The organism is Streptomyces sp. NPDC055099 (assembly GCF_053607685.1).
Genome location: NZ_JBSGUA010000008.1, coordinates 290,099 through 315,786, shown reverse-complemented (window position 1 = coordinate 315,786; position 25,688 = coordinate 290,099). Strand labels below are relative to the sequence as shown.

22 protein-coding genes and 1 pseudogene are annotated in these 25,688 nt (G+C 71.6%); 10 read left to right on the top strand and 13 right to left on the bottom strand.

Annotated features, from left to right (window positions below):
• Positions 1-117: 117 nt before the first annotated feature.
• The gene (locus ACWFRU_RS21870; protein ID WP_453689360.1) at positions 118-1,113 is read right to left on the bottom strand and encodes a hypothetical protein; all 996 of its coding nucleotides are present in this window, start codon (positions 1,111-1,113) and stop codon (positions 118-120) included.
• 213 nt (positions 1,114-1,326) lie between these two features.
• Here ACWFRU_RS21870 and ACWFRU_RS21865 point away from each other — a divergent pair, with 213 nt between their 5' ends.
• From ACWFRU_RS21865 to ACWFRU_RS21855, 3 genes are all read left to right on the top strand, one after another.
• Positions 1,327-3,615 (top strand): heavy metal translocating P-type ATPase, encoded by a 2,289-nt coding sequence (locus ACWFRU_RS21865; protein WP_453689358.1) that lies wholly within the window; start codon positions 1,327-1,329, stop codon positions 3,613-3,615.
• A 146-nt stretch (positions 3,616-3,761) separates the two neighbouring features.
• Complete coding sequence (locus tag ACWFRU_RS21860; protein WP_453689356.1) at positions 3,762-4,451, top strand: copper homeostasis protein CutC; 690 nt, start codon at positions 3,762-3,764, stop codon at positions 4,449-4,451.
• A gap of 86 nt (positions 4,452-4,537) precedes the next feature.
• A complete protein-coding gene (locus ACWFRU_RS21855) occupies positions 4,538-5,104 on the top strand; it encodes a DUF2165 domain-containing protein (protein ID WP_453689354.1) in 567 nt (188 codons plus the stop codon).
• Here the strand turns inward: ACWFRU_RS21855 and ACWFRU_RS21850 are convergent.
• Positions 5,101-7,191, bottom strand: coding sequence for a HelD family protein (locus tag ACWFRU_RS21850; RefSeq protein ID WP_453689352.1), 2,091 nt, complete (start codon positions 7,189-7,191; stop codon positions 5,101-5,103). The genes ACWFRU_RS21855 and ACWFRU_RS21850 overlap by 4 nt on opposite strands.
• A gap of 269 nt (positions 7,192-7,460) precedes the next feature.
• Between ACWFRU_RS21850 and ACWFRU_RS21845 the strand changes: the two are divergent.
• Positions 7,461-8,399: pseudogene (locus ACWFRU_RS21845) on the top strand (glycosyltransferase 87 family protein); the annotation flags it as partial.
• A gap of 271 nt (positions 8,400-8,670) precedes the next feature.
• Here ACWFRU_RS21845 and ACWFRU_RS21840 read toward each other — a convergent pair.
• On the bottom strand, positions 8,671-10,314 hold the full coding sequence (locus tag ACWFRU_RS21840) for a DNA repair helicase XPB (protein ID WP_453689350.1): 1,644 nt from the start codon (positions 10,312-10,314) through the stop codon (positions 8,671-8,673).
• 112 nt (positions 10,315-10,426) lie between these two features.
• Entirely contained in the window at positions 10,427-12,964 is a 2,538-nt protein-coding gene (locus ACWFRU_RS21835) for a helicase-associated domain-containing protein (RefSeq protein WP_453689348.1), read from the bottom strand.
• A 346-nt stretch (positions 12,965-13,310) separates the two neighbouring features.
• Between ACWFRU_RS21835 and ACWFRU_RS21830 the strand changes: the two genes are divergently transcribed.
• On the top strand, positions 13,311-14,426 hold the full coding sequence (locus tag ACWFRU_RS21830) for a hypothetical protein (RefSeq protein WP_453689346.1): 1,116 nt from the start codon (positions 13,311-13,313) through the stop codon (positions 14,424-14,426).
• A gap of 10 nt (positions 14,427-14,436) precedes the next feature.
• On the opposite strand, the gene ACWFRU_RS21825 is transcribed toward ACWFRU_RS21830, so the two are convergent.
• On the bottom strand, positions 14,437-15,171 hold the full coding sequence (locus ACWFRU_RS21825; RefSeq protein WP_453689344.1) for a helix-turn-helix domain-containing protein: 735 nt from the start codon (positions 15,169-15,171) through the stop codon (positions 14,437-14,439).
• Positions 15,172-15,396: 225 nt separating this feature from the next.
• On the opposite strand from ACWFRU_RS21825, the gene ACWFRU_RS21820 reads away from it, so the two are divergent.
• The 3 genes from ACWFRU_RS21820 to ACWFRU_RS21810 all read left to right on the top strand — a co-directional run bounded on the left by ACWFRU_RS21820 (position 15,397) and on the right by ACWFRU_RS21810 (position 17,904).
• Positions 15,397-16,071: a DUF4097 family beta strand repeat-containing protein gene (locus ACWFRU_RS21820; protein WP_453689342.1), complete on the top strand. Its 675-nt coding sequence runs from the start codon at positions 15,397-15,399 to the stop codon at positions 16,069-16,071.
• Between the two features lie 61 nt (positions 16,072-16,132).
• On the top strand, positions 16,133-17,122 hold the full coding sequence (locus ACWFRU_RS21815; RefSeq protein WP_453689340.1) for an ATP-binding cassette domain-containing protein: 990 nt from the start codon (positions 16,133-16,135) through the stop codon (positions 17,120-17,122).
• Positions 17,119-17,904, top strand: coding sequence for an ABC transporter permease (locus tag ACWFRU_RS21810; RefSeq protein ID WP_453689338.1), 786 nt, complete (start codon positions 17,119-17,121; stop codon positions 17,902-17,904). Before ACWFRU_RS21815 ends, ACWFRU_RS21810 begins: the two co-directional genes overlap by 4 nt.
• A 132-nt stretch (positions 17,905-18,036) precedes the next feature.
• On the opposite strand, the gene ACWFRU_RS21805 is transcribed toward ACWFRU_RS21810, so the two are convergent.
• The 4 genes from ACWFRU_RS21805 to ACWFRU_RS21790 form a co-directional block, all read right to left on the bottom strand.
• Entirely contained in the window at positions 18,037-19,020 is a 984-nt protein-coding gene (locus tag ACWFRU_RS21805; RefSeq protein WP_453689336.1) for an ABC transporter substrate-binding protein, read from the bottom strand.
• On the bottom strand, positions 19,017-19,880 hold the full coding sequence (locus ACWFRU_RS21800; protein ID WP_453689334.1) for an ABC transporter ATP-binding protein: 864 nt from the start codon (positions 19,878-19,880) through the stop codon (positions 19,017-19,019). Before ACWFRU_RS21800 ends, ACWFRU_RS21805 begins: the two co-directional genes overlap by 4 nt.
• On the bottom strand, positions 19,877-20,938 hold the full coding sequence (locus ACWFRU_RS21795; protein ID WP_453689487.1) for a FecCD family ABC transporter permease: 1,062 nt from the start codon (positions 20,936-20,938) through the stop codon (positions 19,877-19,879). The genes ACWFRU_RS21800 and ACWFRU_RS21795 overlap by 4 nt, the downstream gene beginning before the upstream one ends.
• Positions 20,939-21,030: 92 nt before the next feature.
• Positions 21,031-22,029, bottom strand: a complete 999-nt coding sequence (locus ACWFRU_RS21790) for a FecCD family ABC transporter permease (protein WP_453689332.1) — start codon at positions 22,027-22,029, stop codon at positions 21,031-21,033.
• 119 nt (positions 22,030-22,148) lie between these two features.
• Here ACWFRU_RS21790 and ACWFRU_RS21785 point away from each other — a divergent pair, with 119 nt between their 5' ends.
• Positions 22,149-22,775 carry an HAD family hydrolase gene (locus ACWFRU_RS21785; RefSeq protein WP_453689330.1) on the top strand — a complete coding sequence of 209 codons (627 nt, stop codon included), beginning with the start codon at positions 22,149-22,151 and terminating at the stop codon, positions 22,773-22,775.
• On the opposite strand, the gene ACWFRU_RS21780 is transcribed toward ACWFRU_RS21785, so the two are convergent.
• Positions 22,768-23,019, bottom strand: a complete 252-nt coding sequence (locus ACWFRU_RS21780; RefSeq protein WP_453689328.1) for a hypothetical protein — start codon at positions 23,017-23,019, stop codon at positions 22,768-22,770. The genes ACWFRU_RS21785 and ACWFRU_RS21780 overlap by 8 nt on opposite strands.
• A gap of 172 nt (positions 23,020-23,191) precedes the next feature.
• Between ACWFRU_RS21780 and ACWFRU_RS21775 the strand changes: the two genes are divergently transcribed.
• Positions 23,192-23,575 carry a cold-shock protein gene (locus ACWFRU_RS21775; protein ID WP_055701393.1) on the top strand — a complete coding sequence of 128 codons (384 nt, stop codon included), beginning with the start codon at positions 23,192-23,194 and terminating at the stop codon, positions 23,573-23,575.
• Between the two features lie 21 nt (positions 23,576-23,596).
• Here the strand turns inward: ACWFRU_RS21775 and ACWFRU_RS21770 are convergent, their stop codons facing one another.
• From ACWFRU_RS21770 to ACWFRU_RS21760, 3 genes are read right to left on the bottom strand one after another with little or no spacing between them, the layout of a single operon-like run.
• Positions 23,597-24,490: a 1,4-dihydroxy-6-naphthoate synthase gene (locus tag ACWFRU_RS21770; protein ID WP_453689326.1), complete on the bottom strand. Its 894-nt coding sequence runs from the start codon at positions 24,488-24,490 to the stop codon at positions 23,597-23,599.
• Entirely contained in the window at positions 24,483-25,172 is a 690-nt protein-coding gene (locus tag ACWFRU_RS21765) for a futalosine hydrolase (RefSeq protein WP_453689324.1), read from the bottom strand. The genes ACWFRU_RS21770 and ACWFRU_RS21765 overlap by 8 nt, the downstream gene beginning before the upstream one ends.
• Complete coding sequence (locus ACWFRU_RS21760) at positions 25,142-25,651, bottom strand: DUF2771 domain-containing protein (RefSeq protein ID WP_453689322.1); 510 nt, start codon at positions 25,649-25,651, stop codon at positions 25,142-25,144. Before ACWFRU_RS21760 ends, ACWFRU_RS21765 begins: the two co-directional genes overlap by 31 nt.
• Positions 25,652-25,688: the final 37 nt, after the last annotated feature.

Sequence of the window (25,688 nt, the reverse complement as noted above, 5' to 3'; positions counted from 1 at the left end):
CGCGGGGAACTGCGCGAGCGAGCACAGCGGACCCGCAGGTGCGGACGGCGTTCGTGGCGGTTTCAGGGGCGCGGGGAACTGCGCGACCGGCCACAGCGGGCCCGCTGACGGACGGCGTCAGTGCGCGTGGCCCGAGTCGCCCGACTCGGCGGTTTCCCCGCCCCCGGCATCGTGGCTCCCACCCGCGTACACCGTGAACGCCGCCGTCCGCACCTCCCCCTCATGCTTGAAGTCCAGGAACAGCCGATAAGCGCCCCCGCTCGGAGCCGTCGCCGAGAAGGACACGCCGGGGCCCGGCTTCGTGCGGCCGTCGCCGGGCTCGCCGGTGGGGTGCACGTGGAGGTAGGCGAGGTCCCCGGAGCGCAGGGCGACCAGGTGGCCGTACGAACCGAGGTAGGGCTGAAGATCGGTGACGGGCTTGCCGTTCTTCTCCACGTTCAGGGTCACGTCCGCCGCCTTCCCGGGCTTCAACTCCCCCTTGAGGCTGACCTCGTAGCCGTCGACGCTCGCCTTCATGGCGGGCTTCGGCAGCGACCGCGGCTCGTACGTCCCCGCCACCGCGAGGTCCGCGCCCAGCGTCAGCCCCTCCTTCGCGCCCGCGGGCTTGAAGTCGGCGAACACGCGGTAACCGCCCGCCTCCGGGAGCTCGACCGGCGTCGACCAGGTGCCGTCCGCCGCGCGGACCGGGTGCAGGTGGCGGTAGGTCGTCAGGTCCTGTGAGGCGACGATGAGGTGCAGCTCCTTGCCGTGCTCCTTCTCGTACGCCGTGACGTTCTTGCCCCGGCCGTCCTTGCCCGCGCCGTCCTTGACGACCGTGAACCGCAGCTCCTCGCGCTTCTCGGCGTCGACGCGGGAGGTCTCCAGGTCCAGGGTGTAGCCGCGCTCGGAGATCTGCAGGCCGCCGGGCACGGTCTCCGCGTGGCCCCCGCCGGCGTCCGTTCCCCCTGGCTCCTTCTCCTTCCCGCCCTCGCCCTCGCCCGCATGCCCGCCGTGCTCGCTCGCGGGCTTCTTCTCCGCGGTCACGGGGTCGATGCCCTGGCCCACGCCGTACGCGGTGCCGAAGGTCGCGGCGACGGCCGCGGCGAAAGCGGTGATCTTCAGTCCGGTGTTCATGACGGCTCCCATGGGACGAATGGAGTGGCGTGGAGTGGCCGTAAGAGGCTGGCTCTCTCATGTCCTGACCATCTGACCATACCCCCTAGGGGTATGAAGTCAAGCCTGGAGCGGCCCTTGCGTTCTATACCCCCCAGGGGTATAAAGGGAGCCAGCTCGAAGGTACCCACCCCGGGTACCCAGCCCCCACCCCCGTCCAAGGAGCCCGCAGCCATGTCCACCACACCCGGCACCGGCACTGGCACCACCGAGGTGGCAGAAGTAGAACTCGCCATCGGTGGCATGACCTGCGCCTCATGCGCCGCCCGCATCGAGAAGAAGCTCAACCGCATGGACGGCGTCGAGGCGACCGTCAACTACGCCACCGAGAAGGCCAAGGTCAGCTACCGCGGCCAGGACGTCGCCGTGCGGGACCTGATCGCCACCGTCGAGGCCACCGGCTACACCGCGCAGGAGCCCGCCCCGGCCCGTACCAAGGAGCCGGACCCGGACGCCGAGGAGCGGGCGGCCGACGACGAACTGCGGCCGCTGCGCGACCGGTTGGTCACCGCCGTGCTGCTCTCCCTGCCCGTCGTCGCGATGGCGATGATCCCCGCCCTGCAGTTCGAGTACTGGCAGTGGCTGTCCCTGACGCTCGCGGCGCCCGTCGTGACGTACGCGGCCTGGCCCTTCCACAAGGCCGCGTACACGAACGCGCGGCACGGGGCGGCGACGATGGACACGCTGATCTCGGTCGGCACGTCGGCCGCGTTCATCTGGTCGCTGTGGGCGCTCTTCTTCGGTACGGCCGGTACGCCCGGCATGACGCACCCCTTCGAGCTGACCATCGCCCGCACGGACGGCGCCGGGAACATCTACCTGGAGGCCGCGGCCGGCGTCACCGCCTTCATCCTGGCCGGGCGCTACTTCGAGGCCCGTTCCAAGCGCAAGGCGGGCGCCGCCCTGAAGGCGCTGCTCCAGCTCGGCGCCAAGGACGTCACCGTCCTGCGGGACGGCGGAACGCGCGAAGAGACCATCCCCGTGGGCGAATTGAAGGCCGGCGACCGCTTCCTCGTACGCCCCGGCGAGAAGATCGCCACCGATGGAAAGGTCGTCGAGGGGGCCAGCGCCGTCGACGCCTCCATGCTCACCGGCGAGTCCGTGCCGGTCGAGGTCACCCAGGGCGACTCCGTCACCGGCGCCACCCTCAACGTCGGCGGACGCCTGGTCGTCGAGGCCACCCGCGTCGGCGCCGACACCCAACTCGCCCGCATGGCCAAGCTGGTGGAGGACGCGCAGAACGGCAAGGCGGCGGCCCAGCGCCTCGCCGACAAGATCTCCGCGGTCTTCGTGCCGGTCGTCATCGCCCTCGCCGTCGCCACCCTCGGCTTCTGGCTCGGCAACGGCTCCGGCCTGACGGCGGCCTTCACCGCCGCCGTCGCCGTACTGATCATCGCCTGCCCCTGCGCCCTGGGGCTCGCGACGCCGACCGCCCTCATGGTCGGCACCGGACGCGGCGCCCAGCTCGGCATTTTGATCAAGGGCCCGGAGGTCCTGGAGACCACCCGCAAGGTCGACACGATCGTCCTGGACAAGACCGGCACCGTCACCACCGGCAAGATGACCCTGCTCGCCACGCACGTCGCGGACAACGCGGCCGAGGCCGAAGTCCTGCGTTTGGCGGGGGCGTTGGAGCACTCCTCCGAGCACCCCATCGCCCAGGCCGTCGCCACGGGCGCCGCGGAGAAGGCCGGCCCGCTGCCCGCCCCCGAGGACTTCGCGAACGTCGCGGGTCTGGGCGTCCAGGGCATCGTCGAGGGCCACGCGGTCCTGGTCGGCCGCGAGGCGCTCCTGAAGGAGTGGGCGATCCGGCTGCCCGTGGAACTGGAGCGGGCGAAGGCGGCGGCCGAGGCGGCCGGGCGTACGGCCGTCGCGGTGGCCTGGGACGGCGAGGCGCGTGGGGTCCTCGAGGTCGCGGACGCGGTGAAGGAGACGAGTCCGGAGGCGATCCGCCGCTTCCGCGCCCTGGGCCTCACCCCGATCCTCCTCACCGGGGACAACAAGGCGGTCGCGGCGTCGGTGGCCGCCGAGGTGGGCATCGCCCCCGAGGACGTGATCGCCGAGGTCATGCCGCAGGACAAGGTGGATGTGGTCAAGCGCCTCCAGGCGGAGGGCCGGAGCGTGGCGATGGTCGGCGACGGCGTGAACGACGCGGCGGCGCTCGCCCAGGCCGACCTGGGCCTGGCGATGGGCACGGGCACGGACGCCGCGATCGAGGCGGGCGACCTGACGCTCGTACGGGGAGACCTGCGCGCGGCGGCGGACGCCATCCGCCTCTCCCGCCGCACGCTCGGCACGATCAAGTCCAACCTGTTCTGGGCCTTCGCCTACAACGTGGGCGCGCTGCCGCTGGCCGCCGCGGGCCTCCTGAACCCGATGATCGCGGGCGCCGCGATGGCGTTCTCCTCGGTCTTCGTGGTCGGCAACAGCCTGCGCCTGAGGGGGTTCAAGCCGCTGAGCTGACATGTCTCCACGATCACCCCGGTGCGCTTGGGGCGCGCCGGGGTGATCTGCGCGTAGGCTGGGTAATTGGACTAGACCTATGTGTGGCGGCTTCAAGGCCTCCGCGTCGCCCGCCCCCGCGGCCCCGGACCCGAAGGAAGACATCCATGAGCAAGCGTGCAGTCCTGGAGGTGATCGCCCTCGATGCCGAGGACGCCGTCGCCGCCCAGGCCGGAGGCGCGGACCGCCTCGAGCTGGTCACCGACATGGCCGCGGACGGCCTGACCCCGTCCCGCGAGACCTTTGCCGAGATCCGCGCCGCCGTGGACATCTCCCTGCGCGTGATGCTGCGCCTCGCGGACGGCTTCGACGCGGGCGACGTCGACGCTCTCGTACGCCGTGCGCGCGAGCTCAGGAGCGCGGGCGCCGACGAGTTCGTGCTCGGCTTCCTCGACGAGACGGGCGGCCCCGACCTCGTCGCGGTGGAAGCCGTGGTGGACGCGCTCGACGGCTGCCGCTGGACGTTCCACCGGGCCATCGACCGGGCCCCCGACCGCGACTCCCTGCGCAAGCAGCTCGCGGACCTGCCCGGCCTGGACACCTACCTCACCGCGGGCGCGGCGACGGGCGTGGACGAGGGCATGACCACGCTGCTCGACGAGGCGGCGCGGTCCGGCGAACCGGGGTACGAGCAGCAGATCCTGATCGGCGGCGGCCTGCGCCTCGACCATCTGCCGCGGCTCAGGGCCGCGGGTGTCGACGGCTTCCACATCGGCGGCGCCTCACGCCCCGACGGCTGGTCGGCTCCGGTCTCGGCGGACGCGGTCCGTACGTGGCGCGAGGCGCTGGACGCCTGACAGGCAGTCCCCGTGCGCCGGTGGAAAATGCGTGTGGGGCTGACGGGCGGGACGCGATACAACTGGACGGACAGGGAGGGGACTTCATGCCGACACCAGCCAGCAAGACGCGTCCCGCGGAGCGGATGCTCGCGGCCGGGGCGCTGCCCGTCGCCGCGACGCTGCTCACCGGGACGGTGGCGCTCTACATCGCCCTCGTGGCGTTCGGGAACATCACCGACTTCGGGACCAACCAGCAGTTCGTGCGCCATGTCCTGGCGATGGACACCACCTTCAAGGACGACGACCTGATGTGGCGCGCGGTGGAGTCCACCACGCTGCAGGACATCGCGTACGTCGCGATCATCGTCTGGGAGACCCTGGCGGCACTGGTCCTCATCGGCGCGACGGTCCTGTGGGCCGGGGCGCTGCGCCGTCCCCAGGGGCTGCGCAGGGCCCGCCAAGCGGGGACGGTCGGCCTCCTGATGGTGCTCCTGCTCTTCGGGGCGGGCTTCATCGGGATCGGCGGCGAATGGTTCGCCATGTGGCAGTCGGAGGACTGGAACGGCCTGGACGCGGCCACCCGGATCGTGACGCTCGCGGGCCTCGTCCTCGTCGTCACGCACCTGCCGTCCGCCGGCACCGCGGCGGACGGCTCCGGGACCCGCGCCTAGCGTCCTTCGGCAGCAGGACCCTGGGCGGCGAGCTGCTCGGGAAGCGCGGCCGAGTGCACGACGGTGAGCCCCGAGACGGCACGGGTCAGGGCGACGTACAGGCGCCGCAGGCCCGTCCGCTCGTCGGGCTCGCCGTCGACGACGGCCGCGGGCTCGTCCAGGACCACGTAGTCGTACTCGAGTCCCTTGGCGAGGGAGGCGGGCACGAGGGTGAGCCGGGTCTCGGCGGTGGTCTCCTCGCCGGGCGAGAGGTACGTCATGCCCGCGGCGCCGAGTGCTTCGGCGAGCGCGGGGATGCGGGCGTCGGCGGCGATGAGCCCGATGGAACCTTCCTGCCGCAGCGACTCGACACAGGCCTCGACACAAGCCTCGACAGAGCCTTCGACCGAAACGGCGTCCCTCTCTGTCACCTCGCGCACCACGAGTGAACCGGGCGACTCACGCACGGACTTCACCTCGGCGAGACCCGGCGCGATGGAGGGAAGCAGCCGGGAGGCGAACGCGATGACCTCCCGCGGCACACGGAAACCGGCGGTGAGCTCCTCCACCACGGCGTCCCCCTTCCCCAGATGCCCCAGGGCCTGCTCCCAGCTCCGGGTCGCCCACGGGGTGGTGCCCTGCGCGAGGTCGCCGAGGACGGTGGCGGAACCGGTGGTGCAGCGGCGCCCGACGGCGCGGTACTGCATGGGGGAGAGGTCCTGCGCCTCGTCGAGGACGACGTGCCCGAGGGAGTGGGTCCGAGAGACGAGATCGCTCGCCTCATCGATCAACACGGCATCGGCGGCCGACCACTTGGCGGCCTTCACGCTCCGCGCGGGCTTCTCCCAGAGGATGAGCTTCTGCTCCTCGTGATCGAGGATGCCTTCCGCGTGCGTGGCGAGGAAGTCGGCGTCGGAGAGCAGCCGCAGCACGAGCTTGGCCGGATCGACGGGCGGCCACACGGCCTTGACGGCGGCCTTCACGGCGGCGTTGCGGGCGACCGCGTCCTGGACCCGGTCGTCGGGGGCCTCGCCGGACTGCTCCATCCGGACGAGCACGGCGTGCGCGATGCGCTGGGGCAGGGCGTCGCGGGCGGCCCCGTACCGGATGTCGCGCGCGAGCAACTCGCGCACGATCTCCTCCAGTTCGTACGCGGGGATGCGCCAGCGCCGGGAACCGCGCACGACGACGACGGGCTCGTCGGGCATGGACACGTGGGAGCGCAGGGCGTTTCGCAGTACGGCGGCCATGCGGGCGTCGCCCTTGACGACGGCGGCGGCGGCTTCGTCCGTGCCGCGTACCTCCACATGGGCGACGAGGTCGTCGACGGTGGCCTGCTTGACCTCCAACTCGCCGAGAGCGGGCAGCACTTGCTCGATGTAGTGCAGGAAGGACTTGTTGGGCCCGATGACGAGGGTGCCGGTCCGGGCGAGGCGCTCCCGGTGGGCGTAGAGCAGATAGGCGACACGGTGCAGACCGACGGCGGTCTTGCCGGTGCCGGGCCCGCCCTGCACACAGACGGACCCCCCGAGACCGCTGCGCACGATCTCGTCCTGCTCGGGCTGGATCGTGGCGACGATGTCGCGCATGGGGCCGACGCGGGGCCGCTCGATCTCCTGCTGGAGCAGCTTGCTGGTCCGCTCGGCCTCGTCGGCGTCGCTGAGGTGCTCGTCCTCGTACGCGGTGAGTTCGCCGCCCGTGTAGCCGAACCGCCGCCGCAGGGCGATGTCCATCGGCGCCTTCTTCGAGGCGCGGTAGAAGGGCTGCGAGACCGGGGCGCGCCAGTCGATGACCATGGGGTCACCGTCGCAGTCGTGGACGTGGCGCCGCCCGATGTAGAACTGCTCGCCCTCGGCGCCTTCCGCCTGCTCGGCGCCGGGGGCGTGGAGGTAGTCGAGCCGCCCGAAGAAGAGCGGGGTGTGGGAGAGGTCGGCCAGGGACTTGATCCGCTCGTCGATCTGGCTCTGCAACACGGCGGCGTTGACCCAGTTCGCGGTGACGTCGCGGATGTCGAGCGCTTCGGCGTCCTCGCGCATGGCTCGGAGGGCCGAGCGGGAGGCGGCGAGGTGGTTCCGCTCTCGGGAGAGTGGGTCGGGCTGGGCGTGCACGGTTGCCTCCGGCCGGGGGTGCGGGCTGTTGGGGCTGCCCGGTTGCCGACCGGCCAGCGACCGCGTTCCACGCGGGCAGACGGAGCATCTTATGCGGGGCGCGGGGGCGGGGCCACGGGTTTTCCTCCCGGGTGCGGCTGCGGTTGCCCGGCATCTTGCCTCGTGCCGAACGGGCGTCTCCCACCCGCCCGCCCGGCGCCCCGGGTCTCGCTTCGTGCCGAACGGGCGAAGGCTTGTTCGGTCAGGGGTAGGTGCGGGGTTCTGGGCGGATGGGCGGGAGAGTCCGGGGGGCATCCCGCCATGCGGCAGTGCGGCAGTGCGGCCGGCAGCAGAGCCGTGAGCAGCGGGAGTGGTCCACTAAGGTCGCCCGGGTGAGAGTGCTGAGCGTGAGTAGGGCGGTACGCATTGTTACTGGCGTGCCGGGGGGTGCCTGTCTGCTGGGAGCTTCCCTCATCGGACTGGTTGCCCTTTGCCTTGCCCAGCGCGTCCCAATGGCCGATGTTCTCGTTTATCGGGCCGAGGGTGCCGCCGTTGCCGGCGGCGGGGATCTTTATGGGTTCACCGTCACCGAGTGGGAGCTGCCGGCCACCTATCCGCCCTTCGCCGCCCTCCTCTTCGTACCCACCACCTGGCTCCCCCTCCCCGCCCTCAAGCTCGCCTTCCTCGCCGGGAACGTCCTTCTCCTCGCGCTCCTCGTCCACCTCTCCTGCCGCCTCGCCGGACTCCCCACCCGCACCGGCCCGCTCCTCGCCGCCACCGCCCTCGGGATCTGGGTCGAGCCCGTTTTCCAGACGATCGTGTTCGGGCAGATCAATCTCGCCCTCGCCTGCCTCGTCCTCTGGGACCTCACCCGGCCTCCCGGCGCCCCCGGCAAGGGCGCCGCGATCGGGATCGCCGCCGGGATCAAGCTCACCCCGGCGGTCTTCATCGCGTACCTCTTCCTCACCGGGCGCGTACGCGAAGGGCTCACCGCCACCGCCGCCCTCACCGGCACCCTCGCGCTCGGCGCGCTCGCGCTGCCCGTCGCCAGCGTCGACTTCTGGACCCAGCGGCTCTTCGAGACGGGCCGCGTCGGCAAGGCGTGGATCGTCGACAACCAGTCGCTGCAAGGGCTGATCGCCCGCGTGACGCACGACCCGCATCCAGGGATCGTGTGGGCCGTCCCCGCCCTCCTCGTCGCCGCCACCGGGCTGTGGCTGGCCCGCCGTACCCCCGACGAGCCCCGCGCCGTCCTCCTCACGGCCGGCACCGCGCTCCTCGTCTCGCCCATCAGCTGGTCCCACCACTGGATCTGGTGCGTACCGCTCCTGGTCCTGCTCATGGCGGAGGGCCGCCCCCGCCTGACCGCGGCGGTGGCGACCCTCTTCACGGCCCGCACCCTGTGGCTCGTCCCCCACCAGGGGGCAACGGACCTGCGACTGCCCGACTGGCACCAGCCGTTCGCCTCGCCCTACCCCCTGCTGGCCCTCGCCCTGGCGCTCAGTTGTCTGCCAGCAGCTCGTCCGCGTCCACGATCCGGTACGCGTACCCCTGCTCCGCCAGGAACCGCTGCCGATGCGCGGCGAAGTCCTGGTCGATGGTGTCCCGCGCCACGACGGAGTAGAAGCGGGCCTCATGACCGTCGGCCTTCGGACGCAGGACGCGGCCGAGGCGCTGTGCCTCCTCCTGCCGGGAGCCGAACGTTCCCGACACCTGGATCGCGACCGTAGCCTCGGGCAGGTCGATCGAGAAGTTCGCGACCTTCGAGACGACGAGAACGGAGATCTCGCCCTCCCGGAACGCCCCGAACAGCTTCTCGCGCTGCGCGTTCGTCGTCTCGCCCTTGATGACCGGCGCGTCCAGATGCTCGCCCAACTCGTCCAGCTGGTCGATGTACTGCCCGATGACCAGGGTCTGCTCACCGGCGTGCTTCTTGACGAGCGCTTCCGTCACCTTCCGCTTCGTGGCCGTCGTGGCGCAGAAGCGGTACTTCTCCTCGGCCTCGGCCGTCGCGTACGCGAGCCGCTCCGAGTCCGTGAGGTTCACCCGCACCTCGACACAGTCCGCGGGCGCGATGTACCCCTGCGCCTCGATCTCCTTCCACGGAGCGTCGAACCGCTTGGGGCCGATCAACGAGAAGACGTCCGACTCGCGGCCGTCCTCCCTCACGAGCGTCGCCGTCAGACCCAGGCGTCGCCGCGCCTGCAGGTCGGCGGTGAACTTGAAGACGGGGGCGGGCAGCAGGTGCACCTCGTCGTAGACGATCAGCCCCCAGTCCCGGGAGTCGAAGAGCTCCAGATGCGGGTAGACACCCTTCCGCTTCGTCGTCAGGACCTGGTACGTGGCGATGGTGACCGGCCGGATCTCCTTGCGCGTACCGCTGTACTCGCCGATCTCCTCCTCGCTGAGCGAGGTCCGCTTGATCAGCTCGTGCTTCCACTGCCGGGCGGAGACCGTGTTGGTCACCAGGATCAGCGTCGTCGCCTTGGCCTCGGCCATCGCACCGGCCCCGACCAGCGTCTTTCCCGCACCACAGGGCAGCACGACCACACCACTGCCGCCGTGCCAGAACCCCTCGACCGCCTGCTTCTGATACGGCCGCAGCGCCCACCCGTCCTCCGCGAGGTCGATGCGGTGCGCCTCGCCGTCGACGTACCCGGCGAGGTCCTCGGCGGGCCAGCCCAGCTTCAGGAGGGTCTGCTTGATCTGTCCGCGCTCGGAGGGGTGGACCACGACGGTGTCCGCGTCGACCCGCTCACCGACCAGCGGCTGCACCTTCTTGGACCGCAGGATCTCTTCCAGGACCGGCCGGTCGGTGGTGGTCAGGACGAGACCGTGCGTGGGGTGCTTCGAGAGCGTGAGGCGGCCGTAGCGCGCCATCGTCTCGGCGATGTCCACGAGCAGCGCGTGCGGCACGGGATAGCGGGAGAACTCCACCAACGCGTCCACGACCTGCTCGGCGTCGTGCCCGGCGGCACGGGCGTTCCACAGGCCGAGCGGCGTCACGCGGTAGGTGTGGATGTGCTCGGGAGCACGCTCCAGTTCCGCGAAGGGCGCGATGACACGGCGGCAGGCCTCCGCCTGCTCGTGGTCGACCTCGAGCAGGAGAGTCTTGTCCGACTGGACGATCAGGGGACCATTCACGCGCGCACCCTTTCGGTAAGCCAAACGTCCAGTGTGCCGCATGGCGCGCGCATACGGTCCTGCCTCAGCTCCCGACCCAGCTCCCGCCGCAGCTCCGGACCCAGCTCCCGCCTCAGTCGTCCGCCAGCTCCGCGACTCCCGTCACACGGTGCAGCGGGTACGTCCTGACCTCGTCCGCCGTGTGGTCGTACGCCGTGACGAAGCCGCCCTCCACCCGGATCGGGGCGATCACGCGCTGGCTCGCGGAGCCCTCGGCGTTGACGTACCCGATCCACACCGCCTCGCCCGTCAGGACCGCGGCCTGCATCGTGGCGAGGGTCTCGGCGGCCGTGGTGCGGGGCAGCGCGTCGCCCTTCTCCGGGGTCGCCTTGCGAGGGGCGGTCGAGGCGAGGTCACCGGCGCGGATGGCGCGCACGGCCGCGCCGATCAGCGTGGAGTCCGGCAGCGGCGGCCCGTCGTGCACCGGCTCGGGAGCGGTGCGGGGCGGCGAGCGGTGGGCGTGGGCCCGCGTGATCAGTACGTCGCCCTCGGCGCTCTCCGCGGCGGGCGCGAAGCCCATCCCCCGCAGCCCTTCGAGGAGCGCCCCGGGGTCGGCCTGCGCGGCGAGCACGGTCGGCGCGAGGCGGCGCAGGCGCAGTCCCTGGGAGCGCTTGTCGGCCAGGATCTCGTTCAGGAGGGCCTCGTCGTCGCAGCGCACGTACGCGGACGCGGCGCCGATCCGCAGGTGGCCGTGCTTACGGGCCACGTCGTCGATGAGATACGCGAGGGGCTGCGGCACCGGCGTACGCGAGTGCGCCGCGAGGAAGGCGTGCAGGTCGGAGGCGGACTTGCCCGCGTCGAGCGCCCGCCGCACGGAGCCGGGCGTGAACCGGTACACGGTCGCCCCGCCCTTCGACTCGACGTCGGCGAGCACGGAGAGCGTCTCGGCGAGCGGCCGCTCCAGCGGGCCGGGGGCTACGGCGGTGAGGTCGGCCTGCAGCAGGACGTGGTCGAGCGGTTCGGGGAGCAGCGGTGCGAGGAGCCGGGCGGCCCGTGCGCCGGACGCGGCGAGTTCGGCGGGGGAGGGATGGGGGGCCGCCGTCCCCACGGAGTCGTCCTCGCTCTCGGAGCCGAGCAGTGCCCGGCCGTGCGCGGACAGCGCCCCGCGTCCCGTGACGCCGAGCAACTCCGCCTCGTTCAGCGTCCATTGGGCGATGCGCGCGCGCAGCTCCAGGGGGGCGGTGCTGCCGGGAGTGGCGCCGGGGGCCGTGCTGCCGGAGGTGGCCGTGCCGCCACGCGGAGGGCGTTCCCACCGCAGGCGGGCCAGCAGCGACTCGGGGGTCGGGCTCGCGCCGTCCGGCAGGGTGGTGAGCAGGGTGAGCACGCGGTGCCGGATCTCCGGCGCCGACGAGCGGTCCAGGTGCGGGCCGAGCGCCGAAAGCGTGCGGTCCTTGCCGTCACGGCCGCCGATCAGGCCCGCCGTGCGGGTCGCCGTCAGCCACGCCGTGGCCAGGACCGACCAGCGCTCGGCGGGGGGCAGTTCCTGCCAGTCGTCGTACGCGGGCGTCGCCGCGTACCGCTCGTCCGCCTCGCCGTCCGACGCCACGAGGCCTGCCGCGTAGGCCAGTTCGACCCAGAACGCGGCCACCGGCTCCGGCAGGTCCAGGGCGACCGCGGTCCGCTTCAGGTCGCGCACGCTCAGGCCGCCCGCGCGGAGCACGGTCGGGCCGCCCTCGTCCCAGTCCTTCAGGAGCTCCTCGACCGTGTCGAGCGCCATGTACGCCTGGCTGGCCGCCGCCGCGTCCACAGCCTGTGGACGGTGTTCGCGCAGCGCCTCCACGGCGGGCGGTACGGGTTCGAGCACCCGGTGGGCGCGGCCGGCGCGCAGGTGCAGGGCCGCCTCGCGGGGGAGGACGACGGTGCCGGGCGCGGTCGGCAGGAGCAGCCCGCGGTCCAGGAGCCAGCGCAGATGGCGCGCCGGATCGGCGGTGACCTGGCCGTACGGCGGCCCCCAGACGAGCCGCGAGAGCACCTCCACCGACTCGGCGGGGGCTTCGTCGAGGAGCGCGGACATGCGGGTGCGGTCGGTGAACAGTTCGGTGAGCGAGCGGACCGCGGACACCGCGTCGTGCGTGGAGGGCAGCCCGGCCGCCGCCACGATGTCCTGCATGCGGTTCGGCGACATGCCCGCGGTGGCCTCGGCGACGGTCGGGCCGAGACCGGTGGGGGAGGGGTACTGCGGGGCGGGGGCGAGGAGTTCGCGTGCGGTGCGGACCAGGCGGAGGCGGTCGTCGGCGCCCCAGACGAGGGCCTGCTCGCGGAGCGTGGCCAGTGCCCGGCCCAGCGCCGCCTCGACGGCGCCGCTCTCCTCGCTCCCCTCGTCCCCGGCCACGAGTGCGTGCAGCTCTCCGTACGTCGCCGGTTCCGGGGCCACGGCGAGCGCCTCGGCGACCTGCTGGGCGAACCGGTCGAGGCGCTCCAGGGCGCGGACCACGGAGGCGCGGGTGGCCGCGCGGGTGGCGAGCTGGGTGAGGTCGTTCGGGACCGGCGTGAGCAGGTCGGGGCGGGCATGGAGCAGCGCACCGAGGGACGCGTCGTCACGGAAACGAAGCGCCTCGGCGAGGGACCGGGGGGTGTCCGCTGGGCGCTGTGGCTGCTCGTCGGTGCTCATCAGGCTCACGGTAGCGGGTCACGGTGCGAGGCCGGGGGTTCCTGGGGGCTGCGCAGGTGGCGGGGGTGGCGAGGGCGACTTCGGGGCAACCGGCGGGTGGGCGGGAAGGCTTGTTCGTCAAGAGGTCAGCCGCGGGGCAATCGGGCGGGAAGGCTTGTTCGTCAAGAGGTCAGCCGCGGGGCAATCGGGCGGGTGGGCGGGAAGGCTTGTTCGCAAGGAAAGCGGGGGCAAGGGCCCGAAGCCCGCCTCAAGGAGGGAGGACACAGAGGCGCCCACGCCAGAAGAAGGTACGGTCGTCCTACCGGGCACAACGGGCGGTCAACGGCACCGCCCCGGAGGGGACTTCGTGGGGATCGAGAGCGATCAGCTCGTCTTCGACTATCTGAGCCGCGTCGGCGACCTGGCCCAGCAGCACCAGCTGCCGTCCGCCGCCCGCATGCGCCTCGTATCCGATCTGCGGAACGAGATCGACCGCAGCAGAGCGAAGGCCTCCGACAACCCGGCCGCGATACGCCGCATCCTGGACCGCCTCGGCTCCCCCGAGGAACTGGTCGAAGCGGCGGGCTCAGGCGGCAGGGGCCCCACTGACACCGGCACCGTCGACGCCGGGGGCGATGACCTGCCCAAGACCGCCAAGCCCCACAAGCCCCCCAAGCTCCACAAGCCCCGCACCCCCCGCCCCGCCGTACCCACCCAGCGCACCGGACAGCCGAAGGAACGGCCCAATCGCCTGCGCCGCGTCGTCCCGCGCCCCCGCCCCCGCCCCGCCGCGGAGGAACCGGAGCCACCCCAGGACGACCTGCCGTCGCCGCCGCACCTCGCGAGCACGGACGAGCTCGGCGCCCCCGGCTCCGAGCCCGACTGGTGGCGGGTGGACAGCAGTCCCTTCGGCCTCGCCGACAGCGTCCCGGGCTTCACCGGCGGCGTGGAGATCCCGGAGATCCTCAAGCCCCCGCCGAAGAAGCGCCCCGTGGAAGACAAGCGAGGGGCCGACGGCGAGGACGAGGAAGAGGCCGAGGGCGAAGAGGAGGAGTGGGAGGAAGCGGACGACACCGCTCCCGAACCCCGGCGCCGCCTTCGCATCCGGCGCCCCGTCACCGCGGCCGTCGCCCCCGCGGGCCCCCGCTTCACCAACCCCCTGCTCCTGCTCGCGGCGGCCCTCCTCGCCGTCGGCGCCATCCTCGGCAACTGGCTTGCCCTGGGCGGCGGCTGGCTCCTCGCGTACGCCTCGCGCAGGCTCAGCCGCGCCGAGGCGAAGTGGGCCGTGTTCGGACTGCCGGGTCTGTCCGTGGCCGCCGGGATCACCTGGCTGTGGGGCAGGAACGAGGGCCGCTGGGGCGATCCCATCCGTGAGGGCCACATGAGCGACGCGATGGCCGAGACCTGGCCGTGGGTCGTACGCGGCGCCGCCATCGCCTCCGCGCTCTACCTGCTGTGGAGATCGCAGCGCCGACGGCCGTAAGCAGTACCGGTCAGCCGCGGTCGTCCGACTCCTCCACCGGCTTCGTATGAAGCACCTCGCGGGCCTGGTCCGCCGCGCGGGCGATGCTCTCGCTGACGAAGTCGAGGAAGCGGGCGATGTTTTCGAGGCGGGTGCCCGCCGGGGTGCCGGGGCCGAGGATGCCCACGCCCTGCCGCGCCGTCAGGACGACCTGGGCCGTGGAGCGGGCGCTCGCCATCATCGACTGGTACCAGATGTCGTCGTCCACGGCATACCGCTCGCGGCGGCGGTCGTCGCGTTCCCGGCGGATGAGCCCCTGCGCGTCGAGGTACGTGATGGCCTTGGAGACGGACGCCGGGCTGACCTGGAGCCGCTGGACGAGTTCGGCCGCGGTGAGGCTGCCCGAGTCAGTGGTGCACAGGCAGGCATGGACGCGGGCCATCATCTTGGGCATCCCCGACTGCATGAAGACGGTGGTGAGCGTCTCCTCGAACTCCCGCACGGCCTCGGCGTCGCGTCCATGCGCCTGCGGGGCGGCTGCCGGCTCGCGGGGCGCCGCCTGCCTGCGCCGCTGGGTGCGGCGTTCGGTCGCGCGGTGGGCCAGGTCGGCGCGATAGCCGGTGGGGCCGCCGTTGCGCATCACCTCGCGCGTGATCGTCGACGTCGGCCGGTCGAGGCTTCTGGCGATCTCCGCGTAGGCGAGGCCGTCGGCCAGCCCCAGCGCGATCTGCTGACGTTCCTGCTGAGTGAGTCTGCCGCCCGGCATCGCGATCTCCTTCGTACCCGTCGAATGCCCCCAGCATAGCGTTCACTCCCAGTCCATTGCAACGAGCCCGGCGCGCCTGTTGCATTCGCTTCTGGCCAGTTGCAACGAAATAACTACTCTGACCTGCGTGTACATCCTTCAAATGCAACGGAGGTGTTGCCGGAACCGTGAACGCAACGTAGCTTTTCCCATGTCAGAAACAACGACGACCCGAAGGAACACACCATGCAGAACTTCGACACCCCCACCCCGATCTCCGCCCGTATCGACATCCCCGCCGGCCACATCCGCCTCATCGCCGCCGACCGGGCCGACACCGCGGTCGAGGTCCGGCCCGCGAGCGCCTCGAAGAGCCGTGACGTCGCGGCGGCCGAGCAGACCACGGTCGAGTACGCCGACGGAGTCCTGCGCATCGAGGCCGCACCGGCGAAGCACGGCATCCTCGGCAACGGCACCGGATCGGTGGAGGTGACCGTCCAGTTGCCCGCCGGCTCCCACGTCGAGGCGAAAGCCGCCGCCGCCGACCTCCGCGGAGTGGGACGGCTCGGTGACGTCGTCTTCGAGGGCGCGCAGAGCACGGTCAAGCTCGACGAGACCGCGAGCGCCCGCCTCGCCCTCCAGGCCGGCGACATCTCGGTCGGCCGCCTCGGCGGGCCCGCCGAGATCAGCACGCAGAAGGGCGACCTGACCGTCGCCGAGGCCGTGCACGGCACGGTCACCCTGCGCACCGAGTCCGGCGCGATCTCGGTCGGCGCGGCCCGCGGGGTCTCCGCCTCCCTGGACGCCGGCACCTCCTACGGCCGCGTCCACAACACGCTCCAGAACGCCGAAGGCGCCGCCGCGGGCCTGAACATCCACGCGACCACCGCCTACGGCGACATCACCGCCCGCAGCCTCTGACGACCCAACATCTGACCGCCCCGACAGCCGACCCACCCGCAGCCCTTTAGGAGCGCTCCTCATGACCAACCTGGCCATCGCCGCGAACGGGCTGCGCAAGTCCTACGGCGACAAGACCGTGCTCGACGGCATCGACCTGGCCGTCCCGGAAGGAACGGTCTTCTCCCTCCTCGGCCCGAACGGCGCGGGCAAGACCACCGCCGTGAAGATCCTCTCCACCCTCGTCACCGCCGACGCCGGTGACCTGCGCGTCGGCGGCCACGACCTGGCCGCCGCACCCCAGGCCGTGCGTGCCGCGATCGGTGTCACCGGCCAGTTCTCCGCCGTGGACGGGCTGATCACCGGCGAGGAGAACATGCTCCTCATGGCCGACCTGCACCACCTCTCCAAGAGCGAGGGACGCAAGGTCACCGCCGAACTCCTAGCCCGCTTCGACCTCACCGACGCCGCCAAGAAGCCCGCCTCCACCTACTCCGGCGGCATGAAGCGGCGCCTCGACATCGCCATGACCCTGGTCGGCGACCCGCGCATCATCTTCCTCGACGAGCCCACCACCGGCCTCGACCCGCGCTCGCGCCACAACATGTGGCAGATCATCCGCGAACTCGTCACCGGCGGCGTCACCGTCTTCCTCACCACCCAGTACCTGGAAGAAGCCGACGAACTCGCCGACCGCATCGCCGTCCTGAACAACGGCAAGATCGCCGCCGAAGGCACCGCCGAAGAACTCAAGCGCCTCATCCCCGGCGGCCACGTACGCCTGCGATTCACCGACCCCGACGCCTACCGTTCCGCCGCCCTCGCCCTGCACGACGTAACCCGCGACGACGAGGCCCTGACACTTCAACTCCCCAGCGACGGAAGCCAGCGCGACCTGCGTGCCGTCCTCGACCGGCTGGACTCCGCGGGCGTCGAGGCCGACGAGCTGACCGTCCACACCCCCGACCTCGACGACGTCTTCTTCGCCCTCACCGGCACCGACGCCATCCCCAGCCAGCCCGACCAGCAGTCCGACCAGCAGCCCAACCAGCCCAAGGAGAACGTCCGATGAGCTCCCTCGCCCTCGCCGTCCGCGACTCCTCCACGATGCTGCGCCGCAACCTCCTGCACGCCCGGCGCTACCCCTCGCTCACCCTGAACCTGCTGCTCACGCCGGTCATGCTGCTCCTGCTCTTCGTCTACATCTTCGGTGACGTGATGAGCGCGGGCATCGGCGGCACGGACCGCTCCGAGTACATCGCCTACATCGTCCCCGGCATCCTGCTGATGACCATCGGCAGCACCGTGATCGGCACCGCGGTCTCCGTCTCGAACGACATGACCGAGGGCATCATCGCCCGCTTCCGCACCATGGCCATCCACCGCGGGTCCGTGCTCGTCGGGCACGTCGTCGGCAGCGTGATCCAGACGGTCATGAGCGTGGTCCTCGTCGGCGCCGTCGGCGTGGCCATCGGGTTCCGTTCCACCGACGCGACCGCCCTGGAGTGGCTGGCCGCCTTCGGACTGCTCGTCCTCTTCTCCCTGGCCCTCACCTGGGTCGCGGTCGGCATGGGCCTGGTCAGCCCGAACGCCGAGGCGGCCGGCAACAACGCGATGCCGATGATCCTGCTGCCGCTCCTGTCCAGCGCGTTCATCCCGGTCGACTCGATGCCGGGCTGGTTCCGGCCGATCGCCGAGTACCAGCCCTTCACCCCGGCCATCGAGACCCTGCGCGGCCTGCTCCTCGGCACCGAGATCGGCCACAACGGCTGGCTCGCCGTCGGCTGGTGCCTGGGGCTGACCTTGCTCGGCTACTTCTGGGCGACCGCGAGGTTCAACGACGACCCCAAGTGACCGCCGTGGCACCGCGGTCCGTACACCATCGAGGCGGCGCACACCGACACCACGTCGGAGTGCGCCGCCTCGTTCGTCATTCCCCGGCCCTCATCCCTCGGCCGTCATCCCTGGGCCGTCATCCCCCGGCCGTCATTCCTTCGTCAGAGCCGCCTGCATCTCGTCCAGGATCTTGTCCGCCGCCGTGTAGCCGATGCCCTGGATCCACAGCTCGTCCTCGACGGTGTGGACGTTGCCCCGCTTTACCGCGTCCATGTTCTTCCACAGGCTGCTGCCGACGGTCTGCGTCTGCTTGGACTTCTTCGGATCGCCGTACGTGGAACGGAAGATGACGTCCGCGTCTGCGAGGTCGATCTTCTCGGGCGACACGTCGTACGAGAAGCCGTCCTTGGCCTTGGCGGCGATGGCGGGGCGGCCAAGACCCACGTCCTTGAGGAGCGTGGCGACGTACGTCTGCTCGCCGTAGATGCGGATGTCGGCGCCCTCGACGAAGCGCACGACGTTGACCTCCGTCGCCTTGGCCTTCGCAGGCCCGCCGACGGCGGTGGTGACCTTCTCGGCGTGCGCGTCGTAATCGGCGACGACCTTCTTCGCCTCGGCCTTCTTGCCCAGCGCGGCGGCGTGCACCTGGAAGTTCTCCTTCCAGGGGTAACCGGTGTTCTCCGTCATCACCGTCGGCGCGATCTGCTTGAGCTGCTCGTACTTCGCCGCGTGCCGGATCTTGCTGGTGAGGATGACGTCCGGGTCGAGGGCCGCGATGGCCTCCATGTTCGGGTTCAGCATCTCGCCGACGTCCTTGATGCCGCTGACCTTGTCCTTGGGCAGGTAGGCCGGGAAGCCCTTCGACGCCTCGACGTGCGTGGAGCCGACCGGCTTCACGCCCAGCGTGATCGCGGAGTCCAGCTCGGCCGTGTCGAGGACGACGACACGCTTCGGGGCGACGGGGACCTTCACGTCACCCATGGCGGTCCTGACGACGCGCGTCCCGCCGGAACGGGCGTCCTCCTTGCCGGAGTCCGACGATCCGCAGGCGGAGAGCGCGAGGGCACCGCCGAGGACGAGCGCCCCGGCGGTGAGGGCGCGGCGGCGGCGCGAGGAGCTGTTCTTGGGGGTCATGGTCCGGGGACCGCCTTTCGGTCGGACGAGGGGTGCGGGTGCGCGTCGGCGGCCCACGGGGCCCCGGGGACGACCAGGGGCGACCCCGTCACAGGGTCCGGTACCACCACACAGTCCAGACCGAACACCTCGCGCACGAGATCCTCGGTGACGACATCGGCGGGCGCGCCCTCGGCGACGATGCGGCCCTGCTTCATGGCGACGAGGTGATCGGCGTACCGGGCGGCCTGGTTGAGGTCGTGCAGCACGACGACCACGGTCCGGCCGCGGCTGCCTTCCGGGGTTTCGGCGGCGAGCTGGCGGACCAGGTCGAGCACCTCGACCTGGTGCGCGATGTCGAGATACGTCGTCGGCTCGTCCAGGAGCAGGATGTCCGTCTGCTGCGCGATGGCCATCGCGATCCACACCCGCTGGCGCTGACCGCCCGACAGTTCGTCGACGGACCGTTCGGCGAGCGCGGCGACGTCGGTGCGTTCCATCGCCTCGGTCACGGCCCGCTCGTCCTCGTCGGACCACTGCTGCCACCAGTGCTGGTGCGGCTGGCGTCCGCGCGCGACGAGGTCGGCGACGGTGATCGCCTCGGGTGCGACGGGCGTCTGCGGGAGCAGCCCGATCTGCTGGGCGATCTTCTTGGTCGGCAGCTTGGCGAGCGCCTCGCCGTCGAGCAGGACCGCGCCGCTCCGGGGCTTGAGGAGGCGGCCGAGTGCGCGCAGGGTGGTCGACTTGCCGCAGGCGTTGGGGCCGACGATGACCGTGACCTTGCCGTCGGGCACCGCGAGTTCGAGCTGGTGCACGACTTCGCGGTCCTCGTAGGCGAGGGTCAGCTCGCGGGCGCTGAGGCGGGCGGCGGGGGCGGTCACGAGGTGCCTCCAGAGCGGACGGAGCGGCTGCGGACGCCGTGGCTTCTCACGATGAGCCAGATCAGGTACGGGGCACCGACGGCCGCCGTGAGCACGCCGACCGGAAGCTCGGTGGGCGAGAAGAGCCGCCGGGCGATGAGGTCGGCGAGGACCACGATCAGCGCGCCGGTCAGTGCCGAGCACAGCAGCGGGATCTGCGCGGTGCGGGTGAGGCGGCGGGCGATCTGCGGGGCGAGCAGCGCCACGAAGTCGACGGGCCCGGCGGCGCCGGTCGCCACGGACGCGAGGATCACGCCGAGCAGCACGAGACCGAGGCGTACGTGTCCCAGGCGCACCCCGAGCGCGGTCGCCGTGTCGTCGTCCATGGTCACCGAGCGCTGGGCGCGGGCGGCCCAGAACACGAACGGGAGCAGGACGAGCAGGGTCAGGGCGAGCGGCGACGCCTCCGTCCAGCCGCGGCCGTTGAGGGAGCCCGTCATCCAGATCTGCGCCTGCTGGGCGACGAGATAGTCGCCCTTGGTCATGAAGAGCGTGGTGACGGAGCGCAGGGCGATCGCGAAGCCGATGCCGATGAGCACGAAGCGGGTGGCGTGCAGGCCGCCGCGCCAGGCGAAGACGTACACGAGGGAGGCCGCGGCGACGCCGCCGAGCACCGAGAGGTAGGGCAGGACGGCGGCCGACGTGACGCCGAAGGTCATCGCGCCCACGGTCAGGGCGCTCGCGCCCTGGCTGATGCCGATGATGTCGGGGCTGGCGAGGGGGTTGCGGGCGACGGTCTGGATGAGCCCGCCCGCGACGCCGAAGGAGGCGCCGACGAGGAGGCCGACGACCATGCGGGGTTCGCGCAGCGTTCCCACGACCAGCTCGTCGGGGGAGGGCTGCCCCGTCAGGACCTTCAGGACTTCGCCGGGCGCGACGAAGGACTCGCCGACGCAGAGGTAGGCGAGGCAGGAGGCGGCCAGGAGCAGGGCCAGACCGACGGCCGCCACGGCAGCGCGCCGGTGCAGGAGGAAGGCGGCCCTCCCGATGCGCACGACGGTGTATCCGGCGGGTTTGATGCGGGGTGCCGGGTAGGTGGGTGGGAGAGATCCGCCGCGAAGCGGCGGCTCAGAAGCACCAGAAGCACCAGAAGCACCAGAAGCAACGGACATCAGGCAGCGACCGCCTTCCGGCGCACCAGTGTCACCAGGAACGGCACCCCGATGAGCGCGGTCATCACCCCGGCGGGCACCTCACTCGGCGGAAAGATCACCCGCCCCACGGTGTCGGAGACGAGCAGCATCACCGGCCCCAGGACAGCGGCCATGGGAAGCACCCAGCGATGCCCGCTGCCCACGATCGCGCGGGCGATGTGCGGGACGGCGAGCCCGATGAACGCGATGGGTCCGGCCGCCGCGACCCCCGCGCCGGTGAGCACGGTCGCCCCGAGCCCCCCGACGATCCGTACGGTCGCGACCTTCTGCCCGAGCCCCTTGGCCACGTCCTCCCCGAGGGCGAGCGCGTCGAGCCCCCGCGCGACGGACAGCACAAGCACGAGCCCCACCAGCAGGAACGGCCAGATCTGCCCGACGATCTCCGCGTCGCGCCCGGAGAGCGAGCCCACCTGCCAGAAGCGGAACTCGTCCAGGGCCGAGGCCTTGGTGGTGAGGATTCCGGTGGTCACGGACACCAGCAGGGCGTTGATCGCGGCGCCGCCCAGCGCGAGCTTCACGGGGGTCGCCCCGCCCCGTCCGCTGGCGGCGATCGCGTACACCGTGACGGACGCGATGCCCGCGCCGGCGAAGGCGTACCAGACGTATCCGGTCAGGGTGTGCACGCCCGCGAACGCGATCGCCATGACCACGCCCACCGAGGCGCCCTGGCTGACGCCGAGGATTCCGGGGTCGGCGATGGGGTTGCGGGTGATGCCCTGGAGGACCGTGCCGGCCAGGGCGAGCGCGGCGCCGACCATCAGACCGATGAGCGTGCGCGGCACGCGCATCTCGCGGATGACGTCGGCGGCGTCACTGTGCCCGCCGTGCAGCAGGGCGTCGAGAACGGCGGACGGCGCGATGGCGCGGGCGCCGACGGAGAGGCTGAGCAGGACCGCGAGCAGCAGGGCCAGGACGGCTGCCGTCATCGCGACGGCGCGTCGGGCTGGCACACGCATCGGCTGCGCTCGATTCGGGTCGCTGGGACTGAGAGGGGGGAACTTCGGTAAGGCTCGGCTAAGCGTAAGGCCATCGCGGCGCAGGTCATCCGGCCCTCGGGCCTCTGCACAATGGCTTCATGACCTCACGCGCTCTGACCGTCGGCTTCGACCTCGACATGACCCTGATCGACTCCCGCCCCGGCATCAGGGAGGCCTACAAGGTCCTGTCCGCCGAGACCGGGACGTACATAGACGCCGACCTCGCCGTCACCCGGCTCGGACCGCCGCTGGAGGAGGAGCTGCGCAACTGGTTCCCCGCCGACCGGATCCAGGAGATGGGCGACCGCTACCGTGAGATCTATCCCACATACGCCATCGCCCCCACGCTCGCGATGCCCGGCGCCCGCGAGGCGGTGGCGGCCGTGCGCGCCCACGGCGGCCGGGCGATCGTGGTGACCGCCAAGCACGAGCCGAACGCGAAGCTCCACCTGGCGCACCTGGGCATCGAGGCGGACGCGGTGATCGGCTGGCTGTGGGCCGAGGCGAAGGCGGAGGCGCTGCGCGAGCACGACGCGGCGGTGTACGTCGGTGACCACACCGGTGATGTACGCGGAGCGCGTACGGCGGGCGCGCTCTCCGTCGCGGTGGCCACCGGGCCGTGCGACGCAGCGGAACTGCGCGCGGCGGGCGCGGACATCGTGCTCAGCGACCTGACGGGGTTCCCGGCCTGGCTCGACTCCTACGTCGCGGGACCCGTCAAGTAGTCGCGGATTTCGCCTGGCGGCGCTGCACGGCGATTCCGCGCAGCACTCCTGCCACGGCGACGATGAATCCGACGCCCATCAGCATGCACACCGCGTACGCGATGGACGGGAAGGGTTCGGTGCCGAGGAACAGTGGGGCCACCGTGACCAGAGTGGCCACGGCGCCCACGAAGAAAATGATCGCTCCGGTACGGACCAGGCCATCACCCGGTCCGGCGGAATTCGCTTGGGTTTTGTCACGCACCCCACCAGGGTAGTTCCCAGCGCGAAGGAAGAATCCGGGGACGTCTTGTCACCGGCCCCCGGACCAATAGTCTTGGTGCTGGCGGGTCGGGCGACCCGCTGTAGTGCTATCCAGAGCCGTTTTCCGCGGCATAGACGCGTTCGACGACAAAGTACGAGGACGAGGACTTCAGGTGCCTACCGGCAAGGTCAAGTGGTTCAACAGCGAGAAGGGCTTCGGCTTTCTCTCCCGCGATGACGGCGGCGACGTCTTCGTGCACTCCTCCGTACTGCCCGCAGGTGTCGACACACTCAAGCCCGGCCAGCGCGTCGAGTTCGGCGTCGTCGCCGGTCAGCGCGGTGACCAGGCCCTTTCGGTGACGATCCTCGACCCGACGCCGTCCGTCGCGGCCGCGCAGCGGCGCAAACCGGACGAACTGGCGTCCATCGTCCAGGACTTGACGACCCTCCTGGAGAACATCACGCCCATGCTGGAGAAGGGCCGCTACCCCGACAAGGCGTCGGGCGCGAAGATCGCCGGGTTGCTCCGCGCGGTCGCGGACCAGCTGGACGTCTAGGCGGCGGGCTCAGTAGCGGGCTCAGGGAAACGCGAGCGCGTCCGGCGCGAGGGGCGGTACGAGCCCCTCCGCCGCGGCGCGCGTCAGAAGCCCGCGGATCGCCGCGTGGCCGTTCTCGCCCAGATCGGCCGTGAACTCGTTCACGTACAGGCCGATGTGCTGGTCGGCGACAGCCGGGTCCATCTCCTGGGCGTGCTCCTGCACGTACGGGCGTGAGGCCTCGGGGTCGTCCCAGGCCATCCGCACCGAGGTGCGCACGCTGTCCGCGAGCTGCCGCAGTCGCTCGGTACCGAGCGACCTCTTGGCGATGATCGCGCCCAGCGGGATGGGCAGGCCCGTCGTCCGCTCCCAGTGCTCGCCCATGTCGGCAAGGCAGTTGAGCCCGTAGTTCTGATAGGTGAAGCGCGCCTCGTGGATGACGAGCCCGGCGTCGACCTTGCCGTCCCGCACCGCGGGCATGATCTGGTCGAAGGGCAGCACGACGATCTCGCCCACGCCGTCGGCCAGGGTGTCGGCCGCCCAGAGCCGGAACAGCAGGTAGGCCGTCGACTTCTCGCTCGGCACGGCGACGGTCTTGCCGGTCAGATCGGCCCCGGCCTCCCGGGTGAGGACCAGCGGTCCGCAGCCCCGGCCGAGGGCGCCGCCGCAGGGCAGCAGCGCGTACTCGTCGAGGACGTAGGGCAGCACGGCGTACGACACCTTCAGGATGTCGAGTTCGCCGCGCTCGGCCATGCCGTTGGTGATGTCGATGTCGGCGAAGGTGACATCGAGAGCGGGCGCGCCGGGCACCCGGCCGTGCGCCCAGGCGTCGAAGACGAACGTGTCGTTAGGGCAGGGCGAGTAAGCGATCTGCAGGGCGTTCGCGTCGGGTGCCTCGGGTGCGTCCTGTGCGTCCTGCGCGGGCGATTCAGTCATGCCGTTTCCAACTCTCCAGTACGGGCGCGAATTTCCCGAACGCCTCTCCCAGCGCGCCGAGCGCCTCGCCGATCCGCCAGGCCGCGCGGTCCCGTGGCCCGACGGCGTTGGAGATCGCGCGTATCTCCAGGACGGGCAGTGCGTACGCGGCGGCCGCCTCGGCGACGCCGAAACCCTCCATCGCCTCGGCGAGCGCCCGCGGGTGGCGTCGGCGCAGCTCGGCGGCGCGCTCGGCGGAGCCGGTCACGGTGGAGACGGTCAGGACGCTGCCGGTGAGACCACCGCAGGCGGCGGCCAGATCCCGTACGAGGGACAGCGGCGGCGCGTGGGTGACGGCGCCGAACCCGAGTTCGGTGACGGGCAGGAAGCCGTCGGGCGTCTCGGCACCCAGATCGGCCGCGGTGATCTCGTCGGCGAGGACGAGGGAGCCGAGGGGCGCGTCAGGCTGGAAGCCGCCGCCGATCCCGGCGGAGATCACCAGGTCGTACGGGGCGCGCGCGAGGGCGGCCGCCGTGTGCGCCGCGGCTGCCGCGGGGCCGACACCGACGGCGACGGCATCCATGTGAGGGGGCAGCCGGTCGGCCACCGCGTCCCGTTCGGCGGGGACGGCGGTGGCCACCAGGACGTGCGGGGCGGACGCCAAGGGAGGGGTCAGGAGTCCTTCTTGAGCTTGAACGACCACAGGCCGGTCGCCTTGGCCCCGGAGCCCTTGCCGCCTTCGAGCAGGCTGACGGTGGTGGAGTTCTTGCCGCCGCCGTACTGCTGGTTGAAGAAGACGCTGCCGGGGATGACGACGTAGGTCTTGTTGCTGGCCTCGGTGAGCGGCTGACCGTTCATCAGGAGTGTCCAGCCCTTGTCGGCGACCTCGGGGTCGACGCCGAAGCGGACCTTCTCGTCGGGGTCGACCTTGATGGACTCGACGTCCGTGTCCTTGAGGCAGTCCTGGAGCTGGGAGTCCGCGATCTCCTTGCCGTCGTTGTAGCAGGAGGCCTCGGAGTTCACCGAGTCGCTGCCGACCGTGACGGTGGCGAGCGGCGTCGGCTTGTCGCAGGCCGACAGGACGAGGAGTCCGGCGGAGACAGCGCCAAGGGCGGCCACGGAACGGCGACGTCGCGCCGAGCTGTGAACGAGTGCGGCTCCGCCGCGGAGCAGGGAGGTCATGGGCGAAGGCTATCGGGCACCCCGTGCCGTCCCGCCA

Bases quoted from the DNA above. Each gene is read 5' to 3' on its own strand.
- ACWFRU_RS21870 (WP_453689360.1), bottom strand. From the start codon at position 1,113: ATGAACACCGGACTGAAGATCACCGCTTTCGCCGCGGCCGTCGCCGCG.
- ACWFRU_RS21865 (WP_453689358.1), top strand. From the start codon at position 1,327: ATGTCCACCACACCCGGCACCGGCACTGGCACCACCGAGGTGGCAGAA.
- ACWFRU_RS21860 (WP_453689356.1), top strand. From the start codon at position 3,762: ATGAGCAAGCGTGCAGTCCTGGAGGTGATCGCCCTCGATGCCGAGGAC.
- ACWFRU_RS21855 (WP_453689354.1), top strand. From the start codon at position 4,538: ATGCCGACACCAGCCAGCAAGACGCGTCCCGCGGAGCGGATGCTCGCG.
- ACWFRU_RS21835 (WP_453689348.1), bottom strand. From the start codon at position 12,964: ATGAGCACCGACGAGCAGCCACAGCGCCCAGCGGACACCCCCCGGTCC.
- ACWFRU_RS21825 (WP_453689344.1), bottom strand. From the start codon at position 15,171: ATGCCGGGCGGCAGACTCACTCAGCAGGAACGTCAGCAGATCGCGCTG.
- ACWFRU_RS21820 (WP_453689342.1), top strand. From the start codon at position 15,397: ATGCAGAACTTCGACACCCCCACCCCGATCTCCGCCCGTATCGACATC.
- ACWFRU_RS21815 (WP_453689340.1), top strand. From the start codon at position 16,133: ATGACCAACCTGGCCATCGCCGCGAACGGGCTGCGCAAGTCCTACGGC.
- ACWFRU_RS21810 (WP_453689338.1), top strand. From the start codon at position 17,119: ATGAGCTCCCTCGCCCTCGCCGTCCGCGACTCCTCCACGATGCTGCGC.
- ACWFRU_RS21805 (WP_453689336.1), bottom strand. From the start codon at position 19,020: ATGACCCCCAAGAACAGCTCCTCGCGCCGCCGCCGCGCCCTCACCGCC.
- ACWFRU_RS21790 (WP_453689332.1), bottom strand. From the start codon at position 22,029: ATGCGTGTGCCAGCCCGACGCGCCGTCGCGATGACGGCAGCCGTCCTG.
- ACWFRU_RS21785 (WP_453689330.1), top strand. From the start codon at position 22,149: ATGACCTCACGCGCTCTGACCGTCGGCTTCGACCTCGACATGACCCTG.
- ACWFRU_RS21770 (WP_453689326.1), bottom strand. From the start codon at position 24,490: ATGACTGAATCGCCCGCGCAGGACGCACAGGACGCACCCGAGGCACCC.
- ACWFRU_RS21760 (WP_453689322.1), bottom strand. From the start codon at position 25,651: ATGACCTCCCTGCTCCGCGGCGGAGCCGCACTCGTTCACAGCTCGGCG.